Origin of the sequence: Synechococcus lacustris str. Tous, from assembly GCF_003011125.1 — a bacterium.
Taxonomy (GTDB): domain Bacteria; phylum Cyanobacteriota; class Cyanobacteriia; order PCC-6307; family Cyanobiaceae; genus Synechococcus_D; species Synechococcus_D lacustris.
Window position 1 is genome coordinate 1 of sequence record NZ_PXVC01000108.1, and the last position, 4,631, is coordinate 4,631.

7 protein-coding genes and 1 pseudogene are annotated in these 4,631 nt (G+C 51.5%); 5 read left to right on the plus strand and 3 right to left on the minus strand.

Annotation, left to right across the window (positions count from 1 at the left end; genetic code table 11):
* Positions 1-196, minus strand: a 196-nt coding sequence (locus C7K08_RS16160) for a hypothetical protein (protein ID WP_206603865.1), incomplete at its 3' end; no start/stop codon positions are given.
* 293 nt (positions 197-489) lie between these two features.
* Here C7K08_RS16160 and C7K08_RS12690 point away from each other — a divergent pair.
* Both C7K08_RS12690 and C7K08_RS12695 read left to right on the plus strand, forming a co-directional pair.
* Complete coding sequence (locus C7K08_RS12690; RefSeq protein ID WP_241537259.1) at positions 490-807, plus strand: nucleotidyltransferase domain-containing protein; 318 nt, start codon at positions 490-492, stop codon at positions 805-807.
* Positions 800-1,177 (plus strand): HEPN domain-containing protein, encoded by a 378-nt coding sequence (locus C7K08_RS12695; RefSeq protein WP_106500944.1) that lies wholly within the window; start codon positions 800-802, stop codon positions 1,175-1,177. Before C7K08_RS12690 ends, C7K08_RS12695 begins: the two co-directional genes overlap by 8 nt.
* A gap of 376 nt (positions 1,178-1,553) precedes the next feature.
* Here the strand turns inward: C7K08_RS12695 and C7K08_RS12705 are convergent, their stop codons facing one another.
* On the minus strand, positions 1,554-1,739 hold the full coding sequence (locus C7K08_RS12705; RefSeq protein WP_106500946.1) for a type II toxin-antitoxin system HicA family toxin: 186 nt from the start codon (positions 1,737-1,739) through the stop codon (positions 1,554-1,556).
* A 556-nt stretch (positions 1,740-2,295) separates the two neighbouring features.
* On the opposite strand from C7K08_RS12705, the pseudogene C7K08_RS16935 reads away from it, so the two are divergent.
* The 3 genes and pseudogenes from C7K08_RS16935 to C7K08_RS12725 all read left to right on the plus strand — a co-directional run.
* Positions 2,296-2,750 (plus strand): annotated as a pseudogene (locus C7K08_RS16935) (transposase); the annotation flags it as partial.
* 278 nt (positions 2,751-3,028) lie between these two features.
* The gene (locus C7K08_RS12720) at positions 3,029-3,250 is read left to right on the plus strand and encodes a hypothetical protein (protein WP_106500949.1); all 222 of its coding nucleotides are present in this window, start codon (positions 3,029-3,031) and stop codon (positions 3,248-3,250) included.
* Positions 3,250-3,594, plus strand: coding sequence for a type II toxin-antitoxin system PemK/MazF family toxin (locus C7K08_RS12725; protein WP_106500950.1), 345 nt, complete (start codon positions 3,250-3,252; stop codon positions 3,592-3,594). Before C7K08_RS12720 ends, C7K08_RS12725 begins: the two co-directional genes overlap by 1 nt.
* 664 nt (positions 3,595-4,258) lie before the next feature.
* Here C7K08_RS12725 and C7K08_RS15625 read toward each other — a convergent pair.
* A partial coding sequence (locus tag C7K08_RS15625) for a hypothetical protein (RefSeq protein ID WP_161955921.1) occupies positions 4,259-4,631 on the minus strand: 373 nt, incomplete at its 5' end.

Below are 4,631 nucleotides of genomic sequence, written 5' to 3' on the forward strand. Positions count from 1 at the left end.
CAGCAGCTGCCCCCAAAGTGGTGTCACTAGGTTCTGCTCGGGTCATTGACCCTTGGGTTTGTGACTCCTGGTGTAGCCTATGGCTCTCTGAGCCTTTGAGGGTGGATTCCTGGTCGTTGCTTAATAGATCAGCAGCATCCTGGCTGTCGCCAGTGGCGGAATAAGTCTGRTCATTGCTTGAGAGCTGTKTAGTCATGACCCGTCTCGGCTGTCGATGGAATAGCAACCCATCACGGTGYTGCTTATTTCCTATTGCCGAGGTAATGATCAGCAGCCCTAGGCAACAAATACKGGYAGAGCAGCCSCTGGCCAAATATGAGGGGAACCGGTTCACTCCATCGTCCTCATRCACSCCTGCAGATCATCCGYAGCTAACTAATCCAGGCCAAACGGCTGCCCTCAGCCTCAARATACATTTTRTTGAACTTGCTAATTCARYAGCAGAATGKACCCATGACTGCCGCYGTMTCAACTCTCTRCGAAATTCCGATGGACCCGCGCATAMRCGYCATCGYTTCTGGGATYGCTGCGACCATTCCGGCGGCACAGGTGCGGTTGTTYGGATCCCGTGCCCGAGGTACYGCCCGGCCCAACTCAGACGTGGATCTACTGATCACCGTCCCTGATCCTTGGCTTGCTAGCCACGACCGCATTCGTGTRTTGGGTGATCTCTGGCGCCGCTTCTCYTGTCATCARTTACCTCTGGATCTGCTGMTCTATTCCGAGAGCGAAGTGATTGAGCGTCARCAGTTCMGSAGTGCCGTCACCACCCAGGCCTACCAAGAGGGGATCCTGCTGCATGGCTGATCCCGATGCTGTGCGCTATTTGCGGATCGCCCAGGCAGATCTTGCGGARGCACGGCGCATGGTGGAGCTRTTRGGTTTTCGYRATAGCAGYATCGGTTTTTTGCTGCAGCAGGCYTGTGAAAAAGCCTTGAAWAGYTGGATYCATTCCCGTGGAGGTATGGCTCCATTCACCCACGATCTGGTGGCGTTGAGCGATTGGTTASAAGARGCAGGCCTAGATCTCAGCCCATACGAACGGGTTGCTGATCTCACCTTCTTTGCRGTTCARACCCGTTACGACGACAGTTTGGAGATCAAGTCCCCTGATTGGCCGCTCCTAGTAGACGTCACAGCRWTGCTAATCGAGGARGCACAACGTCAACTMTCATGACYTMAAACCYTTSCCAATACGCCCTAATCGCCAAGCCTTGAAATCGGCACTTAACTCATCCTCACTTAGGCCGAGGCGCTCAAGTTCGGCCTGCATCAGGCGGCCCGCTTCTAACAGCCGTTCGCGATCACTCAGTTCACCCTGCTGKGGCAGAGGTACATAAAGGCCAATGGTGCGACCGTGTCGAGTTACCTCRATYGGTGTAGCCGACTCAAGACGGGAGGCCAGYTGTGCCCTCAGCTCACGAATGCCGACGCGACTAGCCACGGCCTTTACTCAATAAAAGGTGTACACATATTAAGGCCTGCTTGGTCTTTTGCTTATTAGTGGCTTGGCAGCCCATTACGGCAGTGCTTGTTTCTTGTTGCCGAAGCTTTTAGGGGCGGGGAATGCCTAGGTCCTTACAGATCTTTAAAACAAGCAGGTCTTTGACTTCGTTGTGACGTGGAATTGCGCTGCGGCGGTTCAGCTCCGGCTGGTGCCACCAAGAGTGATTGCCGCCTTCCCTGAGTAGTTCACAGCCATTCAAACTGAGGTGACGGAGGAGGTCCCTGCGCTTCACAGGGTCAGGGCGAATTCCTCGTAGCCAGCACCAGCGGCCTGGCGGGCCTCCTCACGGTTCATAAYCAGAGCCTCRCTGAGCACYTCMCGCAGCGAGGTAAKYARYAAYTCMCGGCTCTCCTCTTGGGCATTWACGCCGGGCACCTCCTCTACCCAACCGATCCACCACTCCCCATCACGCTTAACAACGGCCGTATATGCCTGGTTCATTGCAGCCACTACTGATTAGTAATCAATCTAAGTCCATTGGGCTAACGCCTGCTACAGAGGCGTTAGCTGCTCAAGCAGAAAATCTACCAAAAATTAACATAACTAATAGAAACAGCTGCTGATACTCAACCCTGCCAATTTGGGGTAAGGGTTCCATARATYCTCTCGCCAATCAAAGGCTGCACCAGAGCACCGATACCGCCATCGTTAAATGGGGCRCCAAATTCCARTACTGCAAATTTGGTGTATTGCGCGTATGGATCAACATCAGGTGACGTGGACCCCAAAAACTGAACCAGCCCTTATGAGAGCTTCCTTACCGGCCAGAWTTGGCTAGGAGAAGCTCCATGAAACGCAAACGCCACAACCCTGAGCAGATCATCCGCAAGCTGCGCACCGCGGAACAACTGCTTAACCAAGGCCAAGCTGTCGCCGATGTCTGCAGAGCTCTGGAGGTCTCAACCCCTACTTATTACCGCTGGCAGCAGCTATATGGCGGGATGTAGACGCAGTCGGGCGGAGCCCATAAGCGACTGAGGCCAAACGCCTCAAGGAGCTTGAGCTGGAGAACACACGGCTAAAGCGATTATTGGCAGACGCCGAATTGGATAAGGCGATGCTCTAGCCGCAGGCCCGGCGAAGCCGTAGGAGCTTGTTGCGCCGYKAGGCGCACCTGCGGTGCGACGGGAAACTTCTGAGCCCGGAGCGTCGTCGMAGGGCCGTGGTGGTTCTGCATGATCGATTCCGGGTTTCTCAACGTCGTGCCTGCCGGTTGACAGGTCAACACCGCAATACCCAGCGGCGCCCTGTYCCGCCAGCAGACATCGAGGAGCAGAAGTTAAAACGGCGGATCCTGGAGCTGGCCCGGCGCCATGTGCGCTGGGGCAGGCGGCTTGATCACCCCACTAGCTCTCATAAGAACTGGAGCAAACATGGGGGTCACGTCACAGGGTTACCCGCAGGATTCAGTAACGACATATTATAAAATCTACTATTAAGCTTATTCACCAAGAAAAGTGCTTCTGCTGTATAATCACAATACCAAGCATCTCATTCTAATAAAGCTCTAACATCTTACTTATGACAATACTGCAACTTACCGAGCACTTATTGGGAGCCATTCGATCTTTACCAGCTGATGAACGTCAGTGGCTAGTGGATCAACTGGAACAGGATTCAGATGAACAGGTGCTTGCCTCAGATCTGGATCGACTGGCCATGGCTGCAGGTWGTTTTGCTGATCTTGCTAATGAGCCGGAGCTTTATTCATTTAGTGACGGCGAACCTATTCGCTCAAATTGATGTTGCAACGATTTGACGTGGTGCTTGTCCCKTTCCCTTTTGTGGATGGAGATCAAGTCAAGGCGCGTCCCGCCATTGTCCTTGCAGTGGGCGAACGGCACGGTGATGTGCTTCTCATGTTCGTGAGCTCTCGCATTGACAGTCCTCTGGTTTGGGATGAACTGGACTTGCCCTTAAAAGAAGCAGGGTTTGAACAAACCGGTCTGAAAGTTTCATCTCGAGCACGAATTACGCGTCTGGTGACATTGTCAAAAAGCCATGTAAAACGTCGTATTGGTCACCTGCCAAAAACGATGCAGAAAAGGTTGAGGGAACTCATAATTGCTGTTTTAGCAGGTACTTAAAGTTGATCGTGCGCCTTGTTTAACCCTGCCAATTTGGGGTAAGSGTTCCATAGATTCTCTCGCCAATCAAAGGCTGCACCARAGYGCCGATACCGCCATCGTTAAATGGGGCRCCAAATTCCARTACTGCAAATTTGGTGTATTGCGCGTAGGGATCAACATCAGGGTTACCCGCAGGATTYAGCAACGACAGATCACCAAGCCAGATMARGCCATCACAGGGTGCAACAACAGTWGCTAATGAACCCTTAGCTGGATAAGCAGCTGATAAAGCAATTGGYGTGGATGCAACMCGMCKSCCATRTTGCTGCCAAATCAATTCACTACTAARCCAATAAAAACCAGGCGTAGCTGATAACTTTGCTGCTCTTGTTATATAACCATTATATGTGAAATCACCGGTTTCTAMTCCGGTAGTATTTAGTTTTGCTGTAATATATTGCGCCCGCTCTAATAAGCATTCAATTACATGAGTAGCAATAACAGGTGAGGTTTTATCACCAGGCCTTGCGTTTTCATTTAATAGCAAGCGTGCATTAGCAAATGCTTGCAATGGAGTTTCAACCCATTGCTGTTGCCCGTGGTTTTGACCGCTAGTGAATTGGCGTGGGCTGATCTCGGCTCTGTGGGTCTTGGCCTTGTGGGTCTTGGCTATTGCCATTAACTAACCCCGCAGTATGGAAACACTGCCCAATCTCAAGGTAGCAGCGGTGAATTGCATCCAGCTATTTAGGTTTGGCAGTAATAGCAGTAACTGATCGCTATATCGCCTTCTTTGATTTAGTAATGCAGTTGCTGCTGATCTGGGTGTGGCATAGGTGGTTTCAGTTTCTTCCCTAAGTAGTGATGTGTCGTAGGTGATCACATCTGCTTTTTGCAGTGGTGCATCACCTGTTGCTGCAACTGAGCCTGCAATTGGCCTTGAGTTGCTCTGCTTTTGGATTGCTTTTTCTTGATCAGCAGCAGGTGAAAGCAACTGCTGATCAATCAGTGCTACTGCATCCAATAAAGCCCTGGCGCTTAATACACCTGATGGG